We start from the raw sequence: 20123 nt of genomic DNA on the forward strand, positions 1-20123 counted from the left end.
GACCGACGCGCCGTCGGCGGTGCTGCCGCCGTTGACGTCCAGGCACTTGTTGCCGTAGACGCGCAGCTCACTGGCGCTGGTGGCGGTCCACTGCTGGTTGCTCTGGCCGTTGCAGTCCCAGATCTGCGCCGCGGCGCCGTTGGACTGCGAAGCGCCGTTGACGTCCAGGCACCGCCCCGACGCCTGTGCCCGGATGGTGCCCGTGCCGCCCGGCGACGGCGACGGGGACGGGGAGGGAGAGACCGTGGGCGACGGGGACGGCGACGGGCCGGGGTCACTGCCGAACTGGCTGAAGAATTTCCACACCTCGCCCTTGGTCCAGGTGGTGACGCCGTTGTCGGAGTTGCTGCCGTCCACGGGGCCGGGCGTGTGGCCCTGGTCGAACGCGGCCCAGACGACCGGATACCCCGCGCGGCAGCCCGAGTAGGTGGTGGTGATGTGCGTCAGGCTGCCCTGCGCCGGCTCGCGCGGGCTCTGGGCGGTACAGCCGTTGTTCCTGACGAACGTGTCGCGCAGCGACCGCCCCGCGGAGATGTTGAGCACGTTGTCCCTGATGCCGTGCAGTCCCATGTAGGCGACGGGCTGGGTGCCGCCGCTGCATCCGCTCAGCTGGCCGCCGGAGTAGACCGCGACCGCGCGGAAGACGTTCGAGCGGGAGCACGCGAGCGAGTAGCTCATGCCGCCGCCGTAGCTGAAGCCGAGGGCGAAGCGCTGGGAGGTGTCGACGCACAGGCCGGCCTCGATCTGGCGCAGCATGTCGTCGACGAAGGTGGTGTCCTCGCCGCCGGAGTTGGCCCAGCCGTTGCCGAGGCCCTGCGGCGCCACGAAGATCGCGCCATTGTTCGACAGCTGCCGGAGGCCGTAGTAGGACCAGGCGTACCCACTCGTGCCGCCCCCGTCGACGTCACCGGCGGTGCCGCCGTTCCAGTGGAAACCGAAGAACACCCGGTACGGGGTGTTGTTCTGGTAGTTGTCGGGGAGCCGCAGGATGAAGGAGCGGTTCTTGCCACTGCTCTGAATCGTGTGCGATCCGCTGCTCAATGCCGGCGCCTTGCCGCACCCGGCGGTCGCCGCGAGAGCGCGCGCGGTCGAGGTGGAGGTGCCGGAGCTGTCGCTCAGCGCCGCGTGGCCCGTGGTCAGCACGAGAAGCGCCGCGGCCGCGATCGCTCCGAGGATGGATCTGCGCCTGGACATCACACCGCTCCTTCTACTGATCGGGTCTCGGAACATCCGGGTAGCGCGAACATTGCTCCTCCTGGTCGGGGGGATTCTCGGTCGGCCGGTGTGAACGGCTTTTCCTATGGCGGACACCAGGCGGCCTCGGCGGATTCTCTCAGCGGTACGGAATCCGATTCGCCGGGATATCAAGGGGCGATTCAATAGAATTCTGTTAGCGTTAACACAAGGTTCGGCGTGTACCACTCCTTTCTTTCCGGCGACTCTGCGGACGAAGGTGCAGCGGAGCAAATATGACGGCGTCGAGATCTGTCAAGCGCCGGTCGCGCCCGTCGTTCCCTGCCGCACCTGACACGGCCCGTTCCCCGGGTGCCCGACCAGGGACGGCGGCCGGGCACCCTGCCGATCCGCCGGGCTGAAACTTTCAGCGATCACGCCGGCCCCGCGCAGCGGCGGCCTCCGGGCAGCCGGGTCACCCGCTTCCCTCCGGCGACGTGCACGGGTCCGCCTGCGGCGATGCGCCGTCACCCCCGTGCGCGACCATGCCGCCGGCCCTCCGGAGCCCGGACCGTCGACGCGCCGCTATTGACGGCCGACGTCATACGAATTACCTTCCACCAGACGGCTGGGATCACCGGCCGCCACAAGGGAAAGTGAGCGGCGATGAGCGGACCCGGCAGGCGGCGATCCCGCGGCACCGGCGGTCCGACGCCGCGATCCCGGCCCGGGCAGGCTCACACCGGCGCCGCGCCGAACGCCACCGGCGGAAAGTGCGGTACGCGTGTGCCGGCCGGACCGTGACGCTCGCGGGAACACCGCCAGACCGCACCCGCCCGATCGGTGCCGGCCGGGCCTGCACTGACCACCCCCCATATTTGGAGTTGTCGTGTTCAAATCATCTTTGCCCGGGCTGCGAAGGATGGTGTCGGCCGGAGTCGCCGCACTGGGCTTGACCGCCGCGGCCGCGCTCTGGGCACCGGTCTCTCCGGTTTCCGCGGCCGTCACGACCCTTTATGCGTCTCCTTCCGGTTCCGGTTCCGACTGTTCCGCGGCGCAGCCGTGTTCGCTGGCGGCGGCGCAGACGGCGGTGCGGTCGATCAATGGGGCGATGTCGGGTGACATCGTGGTGCAGCTCGCCGATGGGGTGTACCGGCAGAGCGCGCCGCTGCGGTTCGCCGCGGCCGATTCGGGCAACAACGGCTACCGGGTGATCTGGCAGGCGGCATCGGGCGCGCGCCCGGTGATCAGCGGCGCCCGGGCGGTGACCGGGTGGACGCAGGCCGACGCCGGCAAGAACATCTGGCGGGCCAGTGTGGGCACCGGGATCGAGGCCCGCCAGCTGTACGTCAACGGCGCCCTCGCCACCCGGGCACGGACCCAGGTGAACCGGTCGGACTTCACCGCCACCACCACCGGGCTGCGCTTCACCAACTCCGCGCTGAACTACCTCAACAACCTGGCCGCCCAGAACCGGGTGGAGCTCGAAAGCGTCGGCTCCTTCACCGACCGGTACGTCACGGTGCAGAGCATCAGCGGGAACTTCCTCACGATGCAGCAGCCGGGCTGGAACAACAACACCTTCGGCTACGACACCTTCACCCGGCCGCACCGGGCCGGGCCGCTGTATCTGGCCAACGCCTATGAGTTCCTGGACTCCGCCGGCGAGTGGTACCTCAACACCGGCACCGGCACGCTGTACTACATCCCCCCGTCCGGGCAGAACATCAACAACCTCGCCGTGGAACTGCCGGTCCTGCAGTCGCTGGTGAACGTCGGCGGCACCTACGACTCCCCCGCCCACCACCTCACCTTCAGCGGGATCACCTTCACCGGCACCAGCTGGCTCGGCCCCAGCAGCAACCAGGGATTCGCCGACCAGCAGACCGGCTCCTACATCGCCGGGAACTACAACTGGCCCGCCGACCGGCTCACCTCCTGCCAGGAAGGCTGCCAGGCGTTCGAGTCCGCGCGGCCCGGCTGGTTCCAGATGCCCGCCGCGGTGCAGGTGTCGGCCGCCAACAACATCACCTTCACCGACTCGCAGTTCGTCAACCTGGGGCAGACCGCGATCGGCATCGGCAACGACGCCAACGCGCACGCCAGCGGGGTCGGGCTGGGCGCGTCCAACATCACGGTGACCCGCTCGGAGATCGCCCGCAACTCCGCGGGCGGCGTCGTGGCCGGCGGCGTGCGCGCCGACGCCCACCACCCCTCCGACCAGCGGATGATCAACCGGGACATCACCATCACCAACAACCGCATCCACGACCTCGGCCTGGACTACCGCGGCATCGTCTCGGTCCTGACGACCTACGTCACCACCAGCGACGTGTCGCACAACGAGGTGTACAACCTGCCCTACACCGGCATGTCGATCGGCTACGGCTGGGGCGCCAACGAGCCCGGCGGCAACACCTCCTACACGAACCGCGGCCTGTACAACTACCAGCCGCGGTACACCACCGCCACCACCGCCTCGAACAACCGGCTGGTGGGCAACTACGTGCACGACGTCATGCAGCAGATGACCGACGGCGGATGCATCTACACCCTGTCCTGGAACCCCGGCGCGCAGATCACCGACAACTACTGCCTGCGCACCAACGGCTATTTCGGCGTCTACTTCGACGAGGGCTCCAAGTACTACACCGTCCGCAACAACGTCATGTCCTCCGTCGGCACCTGGGCCACCGCCAACTACTGGGGCGGGGAGAACATGGGCAACTTCACCGTCACCGGCAACTGGACCAGCAACAGCAGCACCAACATCACCAACGGCGACCGCGGCAACGTCGTCAACAACAACGTCACGGTCAGCAACGGCCAGTGGCCCTCGGGCGCCCAGGCCGTGATGGCCGCGGCCGGACCGCAGACCGGCACCAACCCCTCCCCCTCCCCTGGCACCACGGGCACCATCCGGGCACAGGCCTCGGGCCGGTGCCTGGACGTCAACGGCGCCTCCCAGACCAACGGCGCCGCCGCGCAGATCTGGGACTGCAACGGCCAGGCCAACCAGCAGTGGAACGCCACCAGCGCCAGTGAGCTGCGGGTGTACGGAAACAAGTGCCTGGACGTGAACGGCGCCGGCACCGCCGACGGCACCGCGGTCATCATCTGGGACTGCAACAACCAGAACAACCAGAAGTGGCGCTTCAACAGCGACGGCACCATCACCGCTGTCGGCGCGAACAAGTGCCTGAGCCTGGCGAGCAACGGCACCGCCAACGGCACCAAGGCCCAGATCGCGACCTGCAACGGCGCCACCGGCCAGAAGTGGACCCGCGGCTGAGATCTCAAAGCCCCTCGCCGAGGCGACCCGCCCCGGCGAGGGGCCTTCGCCCGCCCGCTGACGTGCCAGGCCTCGCGCGTCAGCGGCGGTGCGGCCGCTCCGCCTCCGGCCCGCCCGGCCGGCCCCGCAGGTAGGCGAGGACGGCCAGGACGCGCCGGTGGTCGTCCGCGGCCGGGGGCAGGTCGAGCTTGGTGAGGATGCCCGCGATGTGCTTGGCCACCGCGGCCTCGGTGACCACCAGCGCGCGGGCGATGGCGGCGTTGGAGCGGCCCTCCGCGACCAGGCCGAGGACCTCCCGCTCGCGCGGGGTGAGCCGGGCCAGCGGCCGGCGGCGGCTGTTGAGCAGTTGCCGCACGACCTCCGGGTCCACGACCGTGTGTCCCTCCGCGACCCGCTCCACCGCCGCCACGAACTCCCGCACGTCGCCGATGCGGTCTTTCAGCAGGTACCCGATGCCCGTACCGCCGCCGGAGTCGAGCAGCTCGGCGGCGTAGGTCTGCTCGACGTACTGGCTGAGCACCAGCACGGCGAGCCCCGGATAAGCGGCGCGCAGCGCGAGCGCGGCGCGCAGCCCCTCGTCGGTGAAGCCGGGCGGCATGCGCACGTCGACCACGACGATGCCGGGCTCGTGCTCGGCCACGGCGGCGACCAGCGCCGCGCCGTCGCCGACCGAGGCGACGACCTCGTGGCCGAACCGCTCGAGGAGCCCGGCGAGCCCTTCGCGCAGCAGCACGCCGTCCTCGGCGAGGGCTATTCGGAGACGGGACACGGGATCTCCACACGCAGCGTCGTCGGCCCGCCGGGCGGGCTGGACAGGGTCATCTCGCCGTCGGTCACGGCGACGCGGTCGGCGAGCCCGGCCAGCCCGGACCCGCCCGCAGGGTCGGCGCCGCCCACGCCGTCGTCGCCGATCTCCACCACCAGCGCGCCGTCCTGAAGCCGGCCGTACACGAAACCGCGCCGCGCCCGGCTGTGCTTGGCGATGTTCGCCATCGCCTCAGAGACGACGTAGTAGGCGGTGGCCTCGATCGACGGCGGCAACCGGCCGGGCAGCGCGACGTCGACGTCGACCGGGACGGGCGAGCGGCCGGCCACCTCGCGTACGGCGGCGCCGAGCCCCCGGTCGGTGAGCACCTGGGGATGGACGCCCCGGATCAGCTCGCGCAGCTCGGCCAGGGCGCGTTTGGCCTCCTCGTGCGCCTCGGCGAGCTGCGCCTCGGCGGGCGACCCCGGCGGCAGGTCGAGCCGGGCGAGGCCGAGCTTCATGCTCAGGGAGACGAGGCGCTGCTGGGCGCCGTCGTGCAGGTCGCGCTCGATCCGGCGGCGTTCGGCCTCGAACGCGTCGACCAGGCGAGCGCGGGAGCGGATGATCTCGGCGTCGCCCGGCGCGAGGACGGCGCGGGTGAGCAGGGCGCGGGTGCCCGCCCACGCGGCGGCCAGGTAGGCGAACAGCGGGAACATCAGCAGCCCCACCGCGAACAGCGGCAGGCCGTCCAGCGGCCTCATGCCGGGCTGGAACGGCGCCGACATCAACAGCAGCGGCAGCCAGAGCGCCGACGAGACCAGCCCGATGTCCATCAGCCACAGCACCGACACCGCGACGACGGTGAACCCCAGCTCCCGCCAGGTCACCTGCTCGCGCAGCCGGGTGGCGAGCCAGGCCCGCGGACCCGGCCGCGGTGGTTTCAGGTGCGGGTCGCCCGCGGGCGCGCGGTCCACCAGGCGCAGCCGCCACCGCTCGAACGCCGCGGCCGGCGGCGTGAGCACGGCCACGGCGAGCAGCGCGGCGAAGGTCGCGAGCCCGGCACCGTAGGCGTAGGCCGCGTAGATCACCATGCAGGCGGCCACAGCGTGCACCGCGCTGCACAGCAGGTAGGCGAGCGAACGCCAGGGCCACGACGAACGCAGGAACGCCGCCGGACTGCGGGTGATCGCCGCCAGGGCGGTACGGGCGAGCACTCCCCGACGTTAGCCCATCGGGAGGCGCGGGCGCGGTAGTGCCAGGTCTACCTTGCTGTCTCGTCCCAGCACCAGTGCGCCAGCCCGGCACGGGCGGTTGGCTTGACGGCATGCACTCGACGACGCGCACCGGCGGCCGGGACGCCGCCGCGCACCCTGGTCCGGAGACCGTGCGCCTTACGGCGGTGCGCCGGCTGTACGGCACGGCGGCCCGCACGGTGAAGGCCCTCGACGGGGTGACGGCGAGCTTCCACGCGGGCACCCTTACGGCGATCATGGGGCCGTCGGGGTCCGGCAAGTCCACCCTGCTGCAGTGCGCGGCGGGGCTGGACCGGCCGACCGATGGCACGGTCGTCATCGACGGCACCGACCTCGGCTCGCTGAGCGAGCACGGCCTGACCCTGCTGCGCCGCGAGCGGGTGGGGTTCGTCTTCCAGGCGTTCAACCTGGTGTCCGCGCTCACCGCCGAGCAGAACGTGGCGTTGCCGCTGCGTCTGGCCGGCCGCGCGGCGCCGCCCGGCCTGGTCCGGGCGGCGCTGGCGGAGGTCGGCCTCGCCGACCGGGCGGGACATCGGCCGAGCGGGCTTTCCGGGGGCGAGCAGCAGCGCGTGGCCATCGCGCGTGCGCTGATCACCAAGCCCGCCGTGGTGTTCGCCGACGAGCCGACCGGCCAGCTCGACTACAGGGTGTCCCGCCAGATCCTCGGCATGCTGCGCGGGCTGGTCGACGACCACGGGCAGACGATGATCATGGTGACGCACGATCCGGTGACGGCCTCCTACGCCGACCGGGTGCTGTTCCTCGCCGACGGGCGGGTGGTGGACGAGTACGCCGGCACCGTCACCGCCGAACTGGTCGCCGCCCGGATGACCGCCCTGGAGGCCGCGCCGTGCTGACCTTCGCGACGTTGCGGGAGCGGTGGGCCTCCTTCGCCGGCGGGTTCACCGTGCTGGTGCTCGGCATGACGATGGTGTCGATGAGCGTCCTGGCGCTGGCCTCGGCCGGGGCGAGGGTGCCCGAGCGGCTGGCGGGGGCGCCGGTGTTCGTCTCGGTGCCGATGCCCGAGCGTGGCGACGGCGACTTCGCCCCGGACCGCCCGTGGTCGCCCGACATGGTCGCGTCGCTGCGGGAGCGGCTGGCCGCGATCCCCGGAGTGGCGCACGCCATACCCGATCGGACGTTCTACGCGCAGCCCGTCATCGGCGGCAGGCCTGTGGCGGGTGAGCAGGGGTACGCCTGGTCGGCGGCGATGCTGGCGCCGTACCGGCTGACGGCGGGCACCGCGCCACGGGAGGGCGAGGTGGCGCTGGACCGGTCGCTCGGCCTCGCGCCGGGGGCGCGGGTGCCGGTGCTCACGGTGCACGGGCCGGTGACGTACACGGTGTCCGGCACGGTGAACGGTCCGGGGGTGTACCTGAGCGACGCGGAGGCGGCCCGCGTCTCGGCGGGGGTGCGCGCGATCGGCCTGGTCACCGAGCCGGGGGCGGACATCCCCGCGGTCGCCGCGGCCGCACGGGCGGCGGCGGGCCCGGCCGGGGTGGTGCGCACCGGGGACGGGCGCGGTGTCCTTGAGTCCCGGGACCACGAGCGGACCCGCTGGATCGGCCTGCAGGTGCTCACCGGCATGGCCGCGCTGTCCGCGTTCGTGTCGGTCCTTGTGGTGGCGTCGGCGTTCGCGGTGGGGGTGGCGCAGCGGCGCCGGGAGTTCGGGCTGCTGCGCGCCATCGGCGCGACGCCGCGCCAGGTGCGCCGGATGGTGTACGGCGAGGCGCTGGTGGTCGGGGTCGTCGCGACGGCGGGCGGCGTCGCCGCCGGCGCGTCACTCGGTCCCGTACTGGGAGACCTGCTGGTCAGGGTCGGCTTCGAGCCGCCGGGCTTCGCCGTGGAGGTTTCGCCGCCGCCGCTCGCGGGCTCGTTCGCGGTGGGCGTGGTCGTCACGCTGGCGGGGGTGTGGTCGGCGTCCCGCCGCGCGGCGCGGATACCTCCGCTGGAGGCGCTGCGCGAGGCCGAGGTGGACGACCGTCCGATGCCGCTCGTGCGGTGGATCGCCGGGGCGGCGTGCTGCGCGCTGGGCCTGGCCGCCGCGGCGGACGCGGCCGCCTCGGACGGCTCGGACGCGTTCGTGATGTCGGGCCTGGTCGCGGCGATGGGGGTGATCGCGGGGCTCGCGCTGCTGTCCCCGGCGGTGGTGCCGCCGGTGGCGCGGCTGCTGTCGTGGCCGCTGGCCCGGGGACGCGGGGCGACCGGGATGCTGGTCCGGGAGAGCGCGCTGACCGCGGTCCGCCGCACCGCGGCCACGGCCACGCCGGTGCTGGTCACGGTGGGGTGCACGGTGCTGATCACCGGGATGGTGCAGACGACCGCGGCGGGGTTCGCGCAGGCGCGCGCCACCACGATCCGGGCGGACGCGGTGATCGTGCCGGATGGCACGCCCGGTCTGACCGACGCGGCGGCGTCGGCGGGAGGTGCGGAGTCGTCGCTGTTCAGCGGGCTGTTCGAGCCGGACGGCGGCGTCCTGAGCGTCATCGGCGCCACGCCGGAGCTGCTGGAGCGCGCGGGCGACGTCCAGGTGGTGTCCGGCTCGCTCGACGCGCTGCGCGGCGACGACCGTGTGCTCGTGGCGGACTGGCTGGCCGCCGACCGCGGGCTGCGGCCGGGCGCGAAGCTGCCGGTGTCGTTCGAGGACGGCACCTCGGCGTCGCCGACCGTGGCCGGCGTGATCCGGGACGCGGACGCCGACGTGCTGCTCTCCCGGAGCCTGCTCCGCGCGCACGACCCGGTGGCCCTCGCCAGAGAGGCGTACGTCGCGGGCGCGCCCACACCACCCGGCGCGGGGGCCCGGGTGGTGGACGTCACCACCTACGCCGTGGAGGCCGACGCGCAGGAGGACCGGCTGGTGTGGATCGCCACCGCGCTCCTGGTCCTGGTGTCCACGGTCTACGCCGGTGCGGCGATCGTGAACACGATGGTGATGTCGGCGGCCGGGCGCGTCCGCGACCTCACGGTGCTGCGCCTGTCCGGCGCGACCGGCCGGCAGGTGGCCTGGGCCGTGGCCGCCGAGGCGGTGCTGGTGGTGCTGCTCGGCACCGGGCTGGGGCTGGTGGTGGCGCTGCCCGCGCTGCTGGGCATGCGACGCGCCTTCACCACGGCCATGCACACCGACGTGCCGCTCGTGGTGCCCTGGCCGCTCATCACCGGGGTGATCGCCGTCTGCCTGACCCTCGCCGCCTGCTCGGCCGCACTGGCCGCACGCCCCGCCACGCGACACGCGGCGAGGCGCTGACCGTCACCGGGGGCGGCCTACCAGTCGCCCCCGCCGTCCTCCTCGTCGTCCCCCTCGAAGATCTCCTCGACCACCTCACCGGCGACGATGCCGCCGACCACACCGGCCGCGCCCGCCGCCGCCACCGTCCCCCAGCCCGGCCCGCCCTGGTGCGGTGCGTGGTGTCCGTGGTCGTCATGGTGACCGCCGTGCGGATCGCCGTGGCCGTACCCACCCGGGCCGTGCGCCGCCAGAGTGCCGAGCCAGCGGTCGATCTCCCCCGGCCAGTCGGTGCCGAGCGCCTCCTCGTGGCCGACGTGGAAGCGCCCGATGGCGTCACCGGAGAAGTGCCCGCGCTGGTCGGCCTCCAGGATCACCTCCAGCCCTTCGGCACTGGTCACGAAGGTGAGCTCGACCTCGCCGGTGAGGCCGGCGTACCGCGGCGGCGGGTAGAACTCGATCTCCTGGTAGAACGGCAGCTCCTGCCGCGCGCCGTGCACGTACCCCACCTCCAGGTCGGCGGACCTGAACCGGAAGCCCAGGTCGAGGAACGCCTGGAGCACGCGCAGCTGGGAGGGCAGCGGCTCGACCGCGACCATGTCCAGGTCGCCCTTGTCGACGGCCTTGGCGATGGCCAGCTCGGTGCGCACGCCCAGCTCCATGCCGGCCAGGTGCTCGCCGCCGATCTCGCTGATCGGGGCCTCCCAGGGCACCGGGACCTGGAAGCCGATGACGCGGTCCTCGCCCTTGCGCAGGGTGAACGGGCCGGACACCTGGACGCGGGTGAACTCGCCGATCCCGGTGTTCTCGCCGTCCCCGTGCTCCAGCTCCACCCGGGCGACCAGGCCGAGGGTGATGTGCTCGATCTCGGCGTCGAAGTCGCCGCCCTTGAGCCGCACCTCACCGTCGAGCGGGCCGCCGGGCCGGACCCGGGGGTCGGCCAGAACGGTGTCCACCGAGGGGGCGCCCACGCCGAAGGCGCCCAGCATCCGTTTGAAGACCACTGCTTGATCTCCCTGTTGATCGTTCGAGGATCGGACCGCCCCTTGAACGATCAACAGCGAGCTCCGGTTCCGGCGGCTAGGTGATGCTCTCCCTCAGGCCAGCCCCGAAAACCCCGTTATCCGACATTCCGCCCGGCGAACGTCACACGTCCTCGGCGAGAACGATGACCTGGTCGTCGGCGCCCAGGGTGAGCGGGGCGCCCTTCGGCGGGTTGAGCGTCACGCCGTAGGAGGGCGCCTGGTCGCTGTTCCGCTTGAGCCGGTACCCGATGGCGGTCTGCCCCTGCCGCGTGGCCGCCGCCATCACGGTCGCGAAGTTCGCCTCCACACCAGGGGTGAGGTAGTGCGACGCGGGCCGCAGGAAGATCTCCGAGCCGGCCGGGTCGAAGAGCTCGGAGAACACGCCGTACAGGTGCCGGTTCTCGGCGAGCTGGGTGAGCAGCAGGCTGATGAGCTTGGTGCCGACGATGAAGTCGTCGGCCCTGGTGACCTGGAAGATCTCCCGGTTGGCGTCGTCGTTGATCTCCGTCACGATCGTGTACGGGTCACCGAGGCTCAGCTTGATGTCACGCAGGTGCAGCAGGGTCACCAGCGTCCGGTCGTCGGCGCGTTCGGCCTCGACCTCGTCGTCGGCCAGCACGACGACGTTCTGGTAGCCGCCGAGGTCGAGGCTCTCCAGCGAGCGGCGGCTCGTCGGCCGGCAGGCCTTGTAGCCGACGGTCAGGTTCTTCCGGTCGGTGTCCAGGACGTCGAGTGGACGGTGGGCGGCGGCGATGTCCACGACCGACCCCGGCTCGACCAGGCGGTCGAGCAGGCCGATGAGCTTGACGCCACGGGAGTTCCAGCCGACGAGCAGCGTACGGTCGGGCCGCTGCCCCGGGTCGGGCGCCGTCGCGATCGCCGGCTCGACGGTCGCGGGCGCCGAATCGGCCAGCCGGATGAGCAGGTCGTCCTCGGCCAGCACGATCACATGGTCCTTGGCCCCGATCAGGGTCTCCGGCGCGGGGTTGAGCACGACCCGCCCGTCCATCCTGCGCAGGCCGACCGGGATGCCGCGGTCGTAGGCGGTCACCGCCTGGCCGTAGGTCCGCCCGGTCAGCGCGGGCTCGGGACGGATGTAGAACTCGTTGCCGTCGAAGTCGAGCAGGTCGGTGCAGACCGTGGACAGCCCCGACTGGCGGTGCGACTGGGCGACCAGCCGGACGGTGATGTCGTCGGCGTCGATCACGATGGCCGACTCGCCGCCGGCGAGCCGGGCGGCGACGAGGTTCTCCGACTCCTGCACGGCGGCGACCACGTGCGGCCGGACACCGCGCCAGGTGCGGTTGTTCAGCAGCAGCAGCGCCTTGATCACATCGACGTCGGCGTCCTTGTCCGGGGACGGCAACACCATGATCGCCTTTGCGGTGTCCGGGCTGACCAGCTCCAGGTCGGCGCGCTTGAGCGCGCTCCCGGACCGGCAGATGACCCGGGTGCGCCCGGTCTCGCCCAGCCGGGCGCGGATCTGGTCGTCCATGTCGACCTTGTCGCGGTCGGCCAGGATCACCACGCAGGAGCGCCGCTGCCCCTGATTGGCCTTGACGAGTTCCTCGATCACCGTGAAGATCTGCTCCGACCAGCCGAGCACGATCGTGTGCCCCTGCTCGATCAGCTTGGACCGGCCCTTGCGCAGCTCGGCGATCCGGTTCTCCAGGCCGGTGGTCAGCACGCCGATGAGCGAGCTGACGATGAAGATGCCGCCGATGGTGATGGTGAGCATCAGCGCCAGGTACACCGGGCTGCCGGCGTCCCCGCCCATCGTGCCCGGGTCGATGGCGCGCATCAACGTCAGCCAGGCGACGCCGCCCCAGCTCCCCTGCTTCTCCGCCTCCGTCCAGGTCAGGCCGACCACCGCCGCCGTGACCACCACGATGAGCACGACGGACGCCAGCGCCAGCCAGCCGATCAACGCGGGCGTCCCGCGATCCATCGTCCCGTCGAACCAGTACCGCAGACGCTCGCGCAGTCTCACCCGTGTCCCCCCTGTGGCCGCGGCCCCCTCAGCCGCCGATGTGGAGATCATTGAAGCAGCAGTCAGCGCCCACTCATGCACGAACCAGGACATCGGGCCACCGCCGAGCAGAGGCGAGCCGCGCCCCGGCACGACCGTGCGGCTCGCCGGGTGACCATTCCCCGCCGATCGCGAGCGCGCCGGCCCGGGAAAACGGGTGGGACCTTCGCCGGGTTCGGTGCGAGGCTGGGCGGGTGAACCGTACCCACACCGTGGTCCTGGTCGAGGGGATCAGCGACAGGTCGGCCATCGAGGCACTGGCCGCGCGCCGGGGCCGGGACCTCGCGGCCGAAGGCATCTCGGTCGAGGCGATGGGCGGTGCCACCAACATCGGGGCCTACCTCGCCAGATTCGGCCCGTCCGGGCTCGGTCTGCGGCTGGCCGGTCTGTGCGACGCCCGCGAGGAAGGCGCCTTCCGCAGGAGTCTCGAACGGGCCGGGCTCGGATCCGGCCTCGGCCGGGACGACCTGGAGGCGCTCGGCTTCTTCGTGTGCGTGGCCGACCTGGAGGACGAGCTGATCCGCGCCCTCGGCACCGCCACGGTCGAACGCGTCGTCGCGTCCGAGGGAGAGCTCGGCTCGTTCCGCACGCTGCAGAAGCAACCCGCATGGCGGGAGGGCACCACCCACGACCAGCTACGCCGGTTCATGGGATCGGGCGGCGGCCGCAAGATCCGCTACGCGGGCCCGCTCGTCGCGGCACTCGACCCCGGCCACGTGCCCCGTCCCCTGGACCGGCTGCTGGCCCACCTGTGAGCCGGCCGCTTCAGTAGACATCGCGCACGTAGCGCCTGGCCGCGGCCAGTTGCTTGACGTAGGCGGCGGCCGCGTCGGGGGTCAGGCCGCCGTGGCGGGCCGCGATCTCGCGCAGGGTCTGGTCGACGTCCCTGGCCATCCGGGTGGCGTCGCCGCACACGTAGACATGGGCGCCGTCCTGCAGCCAGCTCCACAGTTGCACGCCGTGCTCGCGCATCCGGTCCTGCACGTAGACCTTGGCGCGCTGGTCGCGGGAGAAGGCCACGTCCAGCCGGGTCAGCAGGCCGTCGTCGTGCAACGCGGCCAGCTCGTCCCGGTAGTAGAAGTCGGTGGCGCGGCGCTGCTCACCGAAGAACAGCCAGTTGCGTCCGTGGTGGCCGAGAGCCCGGCGTTCGTCGAGGAAGCCCAGAAAGGGGGCCACGCCGGTGCCCGGGCCGATCATCACCATGGGGGTGCCGGGGTCGGCCGGCGGCCGGAAGTGCGTGGTGGGCTGGACGTGCACCGCGACGGCGGTCTGCTCGGGGCTGCCGGCCAGGTAGGCCGAGCAGGCTCCGCTGCGCACCGTGCCGCGCGGGTTGGGGAAGCGCACCACCGAGACCGTCAGGCGCACCTGGCCGGGGCTGGTGAGCGGGCTGGAGGAGATGGAGTACAGGCGGGGCCGGAGCCGCCTGAGCACGTCGGCCCACTCCTGCGCCGTGGCCCGCACGGGGATCTCGGCCAGCACGTCCACGGCCTGGCGGCCCCACATCCACTTGTCCAGCTCGCCCTTGTTGCCGGGACGCAGCAGCCGGGTGAGGTCGCGGTCGCGGGAGCGTTCGGCGATGAACTTCAGCAGGCCCGGAGTGATCTTCGTGATGTCGAGGTGGCGGTGCAGGGCCTCGCGGAGCGGCAGCGTGCCCACTCCGGGGAGCTCGACGGTGCCGGCGGGGCTGAGGCCGGTGCCGGTCAGCCATTCCATCACCAGATCGAGGCTGTTGACCGGCATCACGCCGAGGGCGTCGCCGGCCTGGTAGGTCAGCTCGCCGCCGGTGTCGAAGGTGAACTGGCGGACCTCCTTGGCCGAGCCCGGCAGGCTGAGCAGCCGGTTGCCGGTCAGGGCCGCGGTGAACGCGGTGGTGCCGGCGCGGGCCGGCGCGGGCGGCGCGGCTGTCTCGCTCCGCTGCGGTCCGGTGGCGGGGCGGCCGGGATCGGTCAGGGTCGTCAGCAGCCGGTCCAGCCAGGCCAGGGCGCGCTCGTGCTCGTCCGGCTCGCAGTCCAGGCGTGGTGCGACGCGGAGTGCGCCGAGTTCCTCCAGGCGCCGGTCGAGCCGCCGGCCGTGGCCGCAGAAGTCGTCGTAGCTGGAGTCGCCGAAGGCCAGCACCGCGTAACGCACACCGTCCAGCCGTGGCACCTCGGGCTCGGCGAGCGCCTCCCAGAAGGCGGCCCCGTTGTCCGGCGCCTCGCCGTCGCCGAAGGTGCTGGAGATGACCAGCAGGTCCGCCTCCGGCGTCAGGCTCCGCGGCACGAAGTCGGCCATGCTGACCAGCCGGGCGTGCCATCCGGCGCCCGACAGCCGCTCGGCGCTGGCCGCGGCGAACTCCTCGGCGTTGCCCGTCTGGGAGGCCCACAGCACGACGATCTCGCGCGCCCGGGTCTCCGGCTCGGCGGGGTCCGGGGCGCGTGCCGGGAGCGCTATGCGGGAGAACGCGCCGGCCAGCGCCCCGTTGACCCACAGCGCGTGGTCGGGTGCGAAGGGAGCGTGGCCGGGCAGCACCGGCACGTCCGTCCCGTCGAGCGGAGTGCCGGCCAGGCCGGCCAGGAAGCCGGACAGGTAGCGGCGTTCGGGTGCGGACAGCTCCGGCGGGGCCTCGTCGGCGAGCCCGAACAGGCCGTGGAGCGCCGCGACCGGCGTCCGGAGCTCCTCGGCGGCTGCGGCAGGCTGCGCCTGCCCGGAAGCCGGGCCGGAGGTGGCCGCGGCCGGGTCGGGGGCGATCTTGGCGAGCGCGACCGCGCACACCTTCAGCTCGGGCTGGAACGAGACCGGGTCGACGGCGTCGCTGGTGACCGCGTTGACGCTGAGGTACTCGCCGAACAGGTCGTTCCAGTGGAACGGTGCGAACAGGTTGCCCGGCATGACGCGGTCGGTCACCACGGCCGGCAACACGGCCCGCCCGCGCCGCGAGGAGACCGCCACCAGATCGCCCGCACCGATGTCGTGCTCCGCCGCGTCGGCCGGGTTGATCTCCACGAACGGGCCCGGGTTCAGCTTGTTCAGCTTCGCGATCTTGGCGGTCTTGGTGAGCGTGTGCCACTGGTGCTGCACCCGCCCGGTGTTCAGCACGTACGGGAAGGTGTCGTCGGGCAGCTCGGCGGCGGGCAGGTGCGGGCGGGGGAAGAACACGGCCCGGCCGTCCGCCGTGGCGAAGGCCAGCCGCGGGCTGCTGCCGTCCTCCCTGGTGACCATCGCCCGGCTGCGGCCGTCGTTGAGATAGCGGACGGGATTGCGCTCGCCGGAGCCGGGTGGGGCGGGCCACTGCACCGGGTCGCGGCGCAACCGGTCGTAGGTCACGCCGCGCAGGTCGTACCCGGTCGCCGGGTTCCACGCCTGCTTGATCTCCTCGAAGATCTCTTCCGCGCTGGAGTAGGAGAAGCCCTGCTCGAACCCCATCTCGCAGGCGACCCGGGCGATGATCTGCCAGTCCGGCAGCGCCTCGCCCACCGGGTCGACGGCCTGCCGGAGCAGCGTCAGGTCGCGCTCGGAGTTGATCATCACGCCTTCGGTCTCGGCCCACAGCGCGGCGGGCAGGACCACGTCGGCGTAGGCGTTGGTCTCGGTGGCGGCGAAGACGTCCTGGGTGACGACGAACTCCGCGGCCTCCAGGCCCGCGATCACCGTCTTGCGGTTGGCGACGCTGGCCACCGGATTGGTGCAGATGATCCAGCACGCCTTGATCTCGCCCTCGGCCATCCGGGAGAACATCTCGACCGTGCCCTGCCCGGCGTCGGTGCGCAGCGTGCCGGGCGCGATGCCCCACAGGTCCTCGACGAACCGGCGGTCCTCCTCCATCAGCACCGAACGCTGCCCGGGCAGGCCGGGACCCATGTACCCCATCTCGCGGCCGCCCATCGCGTTGGGCTGGCCGGTCAGGGAGAACGGGCCGCTGCCGGGGCGGCAGATCGCCCCGGTGGCCAGGTGCAGGTTGACCAGCGCGTTGGTGTTCCAGGTGCCGTGGGTGCTCTGGTTGAGCCCCATCGTCCAGCAGCTCATCCACTCGCCCGCCTCGCCGATCCACCGGGCCGCCTGGCGCAGCAACTCCTCGGGGATGCCGGTGAGCTCGGCGACCTTCTCCGGCGGATAGTCGGCGAGGAACTCCGGCATGGCCTCCCAGCCGCGGGTGTGCCCGGCGATGAACTCCGCGTCGATGTGCCCGTTCTCCACCAGCAGGTGCAGCAGCCCGTTGAGCAGCGCCAGGTCGGTGCCGGGCCTGATCTGCAGGAACAGGTCGGCCTTGGCGGCGGTGGCGGTGCGGCGCGGGTCCACCACGATCAGCTTGGCCCCGGCCTTCACCCGGTCCATCAGGCGCAGGAACAGGATGGGATGGCAGTCGGCCATGTTCGCGCCGGTCACGAAGAACACCTCGGCACGGTCGAAGTCCTCGTACGAGCCGGGCGGGCCGTCCGAGCCCAGCGACAGCTTGTAGCCGCTCCCGGCGCTGGCCATGCACAGGCGCGAGTTCGACTCGATCTGGTTGGTGCCGACGAAGCCCTTCGCCAGCTTGTTGGCCAGGTACTGCGCCTCCAGGGTCATCTGCCCGGACACGTAGAACGACAGCGCGTCCGGGCCGTGCTCGTCCAGGATCCCGCGCAGCCGCCCGGCGGTCGCCGTGATGGCCGCGTCGACGCCGGTCTCCTCCGGCTGCACGCCCCTGGTAGCCCGGACGAGCGCCCGTTCCAGCCGGTCCGGCGCGGCGAGCATGTCCGCGCTGGTGGCCCCCTTGGTGCACAGGCGACCGGCGTTGGCCGGATGGCTCCGGTCCCCGGAGACCTTGACGACCCTGCGCCGCCCGTCCGGGCCCCGCGCCACGTCGAGGACGATCCCGCACCCGACTCCGCAGTAGGAGCAGACGGTCCGCACAGGCGCGATGGCATTGTCCGGGTCTGTCGCCGTCATCGGCCCTTCCCCTTCGACCGGGCCTGGACGCCGTCCCCGATCAGTGGGCACGCCGCGGCCGCATCGGGCAGATCCAACCCGGAAAAGGTAAAAAACCGGCGTTACAGACTTGTCACAGCAACCGACCATCGCCGGTTACATCGAGATCACCGCCGATCCACCCCGCCACCCGCGAGCACTTTGACCGCCAGGAGCGGCGACGGCCGTGGCGCGGCGCAGGGCCAGCGCCGTACGCGTCTGCTGTCGAATCGCGTTCAGGTACTCACGCCGGCTGGGTAGGCGTACTCAGGCGCGGAGGCGGCCGGTGCCGGACGCTTGATCGCATGGACAAACCACTCCGGCCCGCCATGACGGCCGCGTACTACGCGCAGTGCGTCATCTCCTTCGGCGTGGCACTCGGCAGTGTGGCGCTCGGCATCATCTTCCTGCCGGTCGCCCCCTGGGTTCGCGCCTTCCTCGCGGTCGCCGTGCTGTACACGGTGACGTCGGCCTTCGTCCTGGCCAAGTGCGTACGCGACCGGCAGGAGATCGTCAGCATGTCGAGCCGGGTCGACCAGGCACGCCTCGACAAACTGCTCTCCGAACACGACCCCTACAAGGTCGACGGCCTCTGAGGTCGCGCGCCCTATGCCCGGTCCAGTCCCCGCTCGATCGCATAGCGCACGAGTTCCACCCGGTTGTGCAGCTGGAGCTTGTTCAGGGTGTTCTGCACGTGGTTCTGCACCGTCCGGTGGCTGAGCACCAGCCGTTCGGCGATCTGCCGGTACGACAGGCCCTTGGCGACCAGGCGCAGCACCTCGGTCTCCCGCTCGGTGAGGCGTGGCCCGTCATCGGAGGGCCGCTGAGCGGCGAGACGGCGGTACTCCCCGAGCACCAGCCCGGCCAGGCCCGGGGTGAAGACCGGTTCCGCGTCGGCCGTGCGCCGCACGGCGTCCAGGAACTCCTCCCGGCTCGCCGACTTGACCAGATAGCCGGAGGCTCCGGCCTTGACCGCCTCCAGCACGTCCTCGTGCTCACCGCTCGCCGACAGCATCAGCACGCGCGGCGGCCGCTCGGACGCCGCCAGCCCTCTGGCCACGTCCACCCCCGGCAGGTCGGGAAGCCGCAGGTCGAGGATGACCACATCGGGGCGTACGGCGGCCGCGACCCGGAGCGCCTGGCGGCCCTCCCCCACGGCCGCCACCACCTCGTACCCGGCGTCCGCCAGGTCACGGGCCACCGCGTCCCGCCACATCGGATGGTCGTCCACCACCATCACCCGCACAGCGCCGGTCATGGCGCAACTGTAGACCCGGCCGGCGCACCCGGTCAGGGTGTGCGGGCCTTGCCCTCGCCGGGAGGCCGCGCGGGAGCGGGGATCACCATCTCGACCTCGGTTCCCTGGCCTGGCACCGACGTGAGACCGACGGTGCCGCCAAGTGCGGCGATGCGCCCCCGGATGGACTGCGCGATGCCGAGCCTGCCCTCGGCCTCCGCCTCCGCCAGGCGTCCCCCGGGGATGCCCGGCCCCTCGTCGCGCACGGTGAGCGTCATCGAGGCGCCGTCGTTCTCGGCCAGCACCCAGGCCCTGGCCTCCGGGCCGCAGTGCCGCCGCACGTTGTCCAGTGCCGCGCCCACGGCCGCCACGACCTCACGCGCCTGATCGGCGGGAAGCGGCAACGGGGTCGCGGGCGCCGACACGGTGACCGTCCCGGTGGTGTAGCGGCGCAGCTCGGCCCCCAGATCGACGAATCCCGTGCCGTCCCGCCCGGCCATCACCGGCCCGCTGCGGATCATCTCCCGCAGCGCCGCCTCCTGCTCCCCGGCGAGCCGTCCGAGCTCGGCCGCCTCGCCCCCGATTTCCAGCCCGCGGCGTTGCACCAGCGCCAGCACCTGCAGGACGGAGTCGTGGATGCCCCGAGCGAGCCGCTCGCGTTCGCGCCCGGCCGCCTCCATCTCCACCGCCCGCTGCAGCCGCTTCTGCGCCTGTTCGGTGAGCCGGGCCACGTGCCCGAGGACGGTACCCGCGAGGATGAGCAGCACCGCGCCGTTCACCGGGGCGGAGAGGTCGAACCTGTCCAGGCCGCGCAGCCACAGGTCGCCGATCGACAGCACGACCGCGGCCACCGCGCCGGCCCGCCGCCCTCCGTACACGGCCCAGGCGAGAACGGGACCGCCGATCCAGGTGGCCGTGATCGGCATCACCCCCGCCGGTCCGGCTTCGGGCCCCTGGACATAGGGCGAGGCCAGCATGCAGCCCAGGGTGACCAGAACATCCAGCGCCAGCAGGGTCCGGCTCCTGGCCGTCGCGTACGCGATGGTGGTGGCCACCGTCCAGAGCGTCATCACGCCGAGGACGAGCCAGCCCGCGATCGGACGCAGGTAACCGCCGGCACCGGCCAGCAACAGCGCGGCGTAGCCGAGGGACGCGAAACGGTAGACCGCGATGGCCCGCCAGAACGACCCCTCGATCTCCACGTGGCCCGGCCCCATCACCCT

General features: G+C 72.3%; 13 protein-coding genes. 5 read left to right on the forward strand and 8 right to left on the reverse strand.

Annotated features, from left to right (window positions below):
• Positions 1–1194, reverse strand: a 1194-nt coding sequence (locus IEY93_RS12320; protein ID WP_229691073.1) for an RICIN domain-containing protein, incomplete at its 3' end; no start/stop codon positions are given.
• A gap of 1090 nt (positions 1195–2284) precedes the next feature.
• On the opposite strand from IEY93_RS12320, the gene IEY93_RS12325 reads away from it, so the two are divergent.
• Positions 2285–4465, forward strand: coding sequence for a ricin-type beta-trefoil lectin domain protein (locus tag IEY93_RS12325; protein WP_229691074.1), 2181 nt, complete (start codon positions 2285–2287; stop codon positions 4463–4465).
• 79 nt (positions 4466–4544) lie between these two features.
• Here the strand turns inward: IEY93_RS12325 and IEY93_RS12330 are convergent, their stop codons facing one another.
• On the reverse strand, positions 4545–5234 hold the full coding sequence (locus IEY93_RS12330) for a response regulator (protein WP_189163155.1): 690 nt from the start codon (positions 5232–5234) through the stop codon (positions 4545–4547).
• Positions 5216–6424, reverse strand: a complete 1209-nt coding sequence (locus IEY93_RS12335) for a sensor histidine kinase (protein WP_189163156.1) — start codon at positions 6422–6424, stop codon at positions 5216–5218. Before IEY93_RS12335 ends, IEY93_RS12330 begins: the two co-directional genes overlap by 19 nt.
• A 110-nt stretch (positions 6425–6534) precedes the next feature.
• Here IEY93_RS12335 and IEY93_RS12340 point away from each other — a divergent pair, with 110 nt between their 5' ends.
• Both IEY93_RS12340 and IEY93_RS12345 read left to right on the forward strand, forming a co-directional pair.
• Positions 6535–7320, forward strand: a complete 786-nt coding sequence (locus IEY93_RS12340; RefSeq protein ID WP_189163157.1) for an ABC transporter ATP-binding protein — start codon at positions 6535–6537, stop codon at positions 7318–7320.
• Positions 7314–9707, forward strand: a complete 2394-nt coding sequence (locus IEY93_RS12345) for an ABC transporter permease (protein ID WP_203968803.1) — start codon at positions 7314–7316, stop codon at positions 9705–9707. The genes IEY93_RS12340 and IEY93_RS12345 overlap by 7 nt, the downstream gene beginning before the upstream one ends.
• Positions 9708–9724: 17 nt before the next feature.
• Here the strand turns inward: IEY93_RS12345 and IEY93_RS12350 are convergent, their stop codons facing one another.
• Together IEY93_RS12350 and IEY93_RS12355 are read right to left on the reverse strand one after the other, a co-directional pair.
• The gene (locus IEY93_RS12350) at positions 9725–10690 is read right to left on the reverse strand and encodes a sporulation protein (RefSeq protein WP_189163158.1); all 966 of its coding nucleotides are present in this window, start codon (positions 10688–10690) and stop codon (positions 9725–9727) included.
• 142 nt (positions 10691–10832) lie between these two features.
• Positions 10833–12701 carry a CASTOR/POLLUX-related putative ion channel gene (locus tag IEY93_RS12355; protein WP_307837608.1) on the reverse strand — a complete coding sequence of 623 codons (1869 nt, stop codon included), beginning with the start codon at positions 12699–12701 and terminating at the stop codon, positions 10833–10835.
• 233 nt (positions 12702–12934) lie between these two features.
• Between IEY93_RS12355 and IEY93_RS12360 the strand changes: the two genes are divergently transcribed.
• Complete coding sequence (locus tag IEY93_RS12360) at positions 12935–13495, forward strand: TOPRIM nucleotidyl transferase/hydrolase domain-containing protein (RefSeq protein WP_189163160.1); 561 nt, start codon at positions 12935–12937, stop codon at positions 13493–13495.
• 10 nt (positions 13496–13505) lie between these two features.
• Here IEY93_RS12360 and IEY93_RS12365 read toward each other — a convergent pair whose 3' ends face one another.
• Positions 13506–17645: a bifunctional nitrate reductase/sulfite reductase flavoprotein subunit alpha gene (locus IEY93_RS12365; RefSeq protein ID WP_189163161.1), complete on the reverse strand. Its 4140-nt coding sequence runs from the start codon at positions 17643–17645 to the stop codon at positions 13506–13508.
• Positions 17646–17968: 323 nt separating this feature from the next.
• Here IEY93_RS12365 and IEY93_RS12370 point away from each other — a divergent pair, with 323 nt between their 5' ends.
• The gene (locus tag IEY93_RS12370) at positions 17969–18259 is read left to right on the forward strand and encodes a YiaA/YiaB family inner membrane protein (protein ID WP_189163162.1); all 291 of its coding nucleotides are present in this window, start codon (positions 17969–17971) and stop codon (positions 18257–18259) included.
• An 11-nt stretch (positions 18260–18270) separates the two neighbouring features.
• On the opposite strand, the gene IEY93_RS12375 is transcribed toward IEY93_RS12370, so the two are convergent.
• Together IEY93_RS12375 and macS are read right to left on the reverse strand one after the other, a co-directional pair.
• Positions 18271–18921: a response regulator gene (locus IEY93_RS12375; RefSeq protein WP_189163163.1), complete on the reverse strand. Its 651-nt coding sequence runs from the start codon at positions 18919–18921 to the stop codon at positions 18271–18273.
• A 32-nt stretch (positions 18922–18953) separates the two neighbouring features.
• Entirely contained in the window at positions 18954–20102 is a 1149-nt protein-coding gene (gene macS, locus IEY93_RS12380) for a MacS family sensor histidine kinase (protein WP_203968806.1), read from the reverse strand.
• Between the last annotated feature and the right edge of the window lie 21 nt (positions 20103–20123).

This window comes from Sphaerisporangium melleum (assembly GCF_014646695.1).
Classification (GTDB): domain Bacteria; phylum Actinomycetota; class Actinomycetes; order Streptosporangiales; family Streptosporangiaceae; genus Sphaerisporangium; species Sphaerisporangium melleum.